This is a genomic window from Kocuria sp. (assembly GCF_030536815.1).
In the GTDB taxonomy this organism is placed as follows: Bacteria; Actinomycetota; Actinomycetes; order Actinomycetales; family Micrococcaceae; genus Kocuria; species Kocuria gwangalliensis.
On the sequence record NZ_JAUNPE010000014.1, the window covers coordinates 25,418 to 26,982 of the forward strand.

Sequence of the window (1,565 nt, forward strand, 5' to 3'; positions counted from 1 at the left end):
GCATCTCGGACCCGGGCCGCCTCGGTCACGGATTCCTCGGCGCGCAGCCGCAGGTGGTCGGCGGCGTGGGACACGGCCTGCGCAATGGTGGCCTGCACGCGGCGTCGTTCGGCGCGCCGGGCGGCCTCGGCCTGCGCCACGCGCTCGGCCCGGGCCGCACGGGCCTGCGACGTGGCCCGCGAATCCGCCGATCGATGCTGCTCCTCCAACCCGCGCAGGGCCAGTCGCGCCTGGGTTTCGGTTTCGCGCGCTTCCCGTGCCGCGCGTTCGGCCCGGTCCTTCGCCGACGCCGCTTCCAACTGATCCCGCTCGAGGGTCTCTTCGTCGCCGCTGTCCACGGCCTCGGCGCGGGCCACCGCGTCCTGCAGGTGCGCTTCGCGCTCACCGAGCCGTTGCTGCGCGGTGGCAAGGGCCTCACGACGGCGCTGCAGTTCCGCATTCGCCGAGGCCAGCACCGCCTCGGCCCGGCCCAGAGCATTCGCGGCCTCGGAGGCGGCCTTCTGCTGGTCCCGTGCAACCCCGCCTGCTTCGCGGGCCTTGGCGGTCGCCTCGAGTCGGAGGGCCTCGACGTCCTCCGCCGCCGCGGACGCCGCCGCCACTTCGCGCGACCATTGCGCGGCTTCCGAACGGGCCTTGTCGATCTGGGCGTGGATCTCGAGACTGCCGGCGGCTTCCGCCGCGCCACCCTGCGCTCGGTGGGCGCCGAAGACGTCACCGTTCGCGGTCACGGCACGGATCCCCGTGGCTTTCGACGCCGCGGCGACATCCAATACGGCCACCGCGGCGTGGGCATCGGGAACCAGGACCGTGGTGGCCAGCAGGCCGCGCACCGCGGTGAGGATGGCCTGTGCCGCTGAATCCGTGGCGGCCTGTTCCGAACCGGACAGCACCGAGACCGCCTGAACCGCTCCCTCGGGGAGGCTCAGTTCGGGCGGTTCGCCCGCGGCGTCGTGCCCGGAAGCCACCAGGACGTTGACGCGCCCCGAGTCCTCGGTGCGAAGCGAGGCGAAGATGTCCGCCGCCCGAGTGTAAGAACGAACCGCGAGCGCCTCGGACCACGGGCCCAGCGCGGCGCCCACCGCGCGTTCCCAGCCGTCGGCCACGCGTACTGCATCCGATACCGCGCCCAGCACGGACTCGCCATGGCTCGCCGAGACCGCCCGTGACCCATCGGGTTGCGGCATCGACTGCTGGAGGGTGTCCAGGCGAACGGTCACGGAGTGCTGTTCCCGCAGCACCCGCTGGCGTTCGGCCTCGGCCAGGCGGGCGGCGGCCTCGACCTGGTCGGTGGTCTCACGAGCGTGGTCCGCGAGCTCGGCGCTGCGCGCGGCCGCCGCGCGCAGGCTTTCGGCGCGTTCGCTCAGCTGAGCGTGTTCCCCGCGGGCGCTCTCGGAACGAGCCAGCACGTCGTTGATTTCCACGCGCAGCCGTTCGATGTCGGCTTCCGCGGAGGTCAGGTCGGATCGGGCGGAGGACACGGCGGCCGCCAATTTCGCCTGTCCCGCTCGACGGTCAGCGGCCTCGCGCACCAGGTGAGCGGTGCGCTGTTCGGCCGCCCGCGCCGT

Annotated in this window: 1 pseudogene; it reads right to left on the bottom strand. The window is 73.5% G+C overall.

The window, feature by feature from the left end:
* Window positions 1-1,565 (bottom strand): annotated as a pseudogene (locus Q4E95_RS03010) (chromosome segregation protein SMC); the annotation flags it as partial.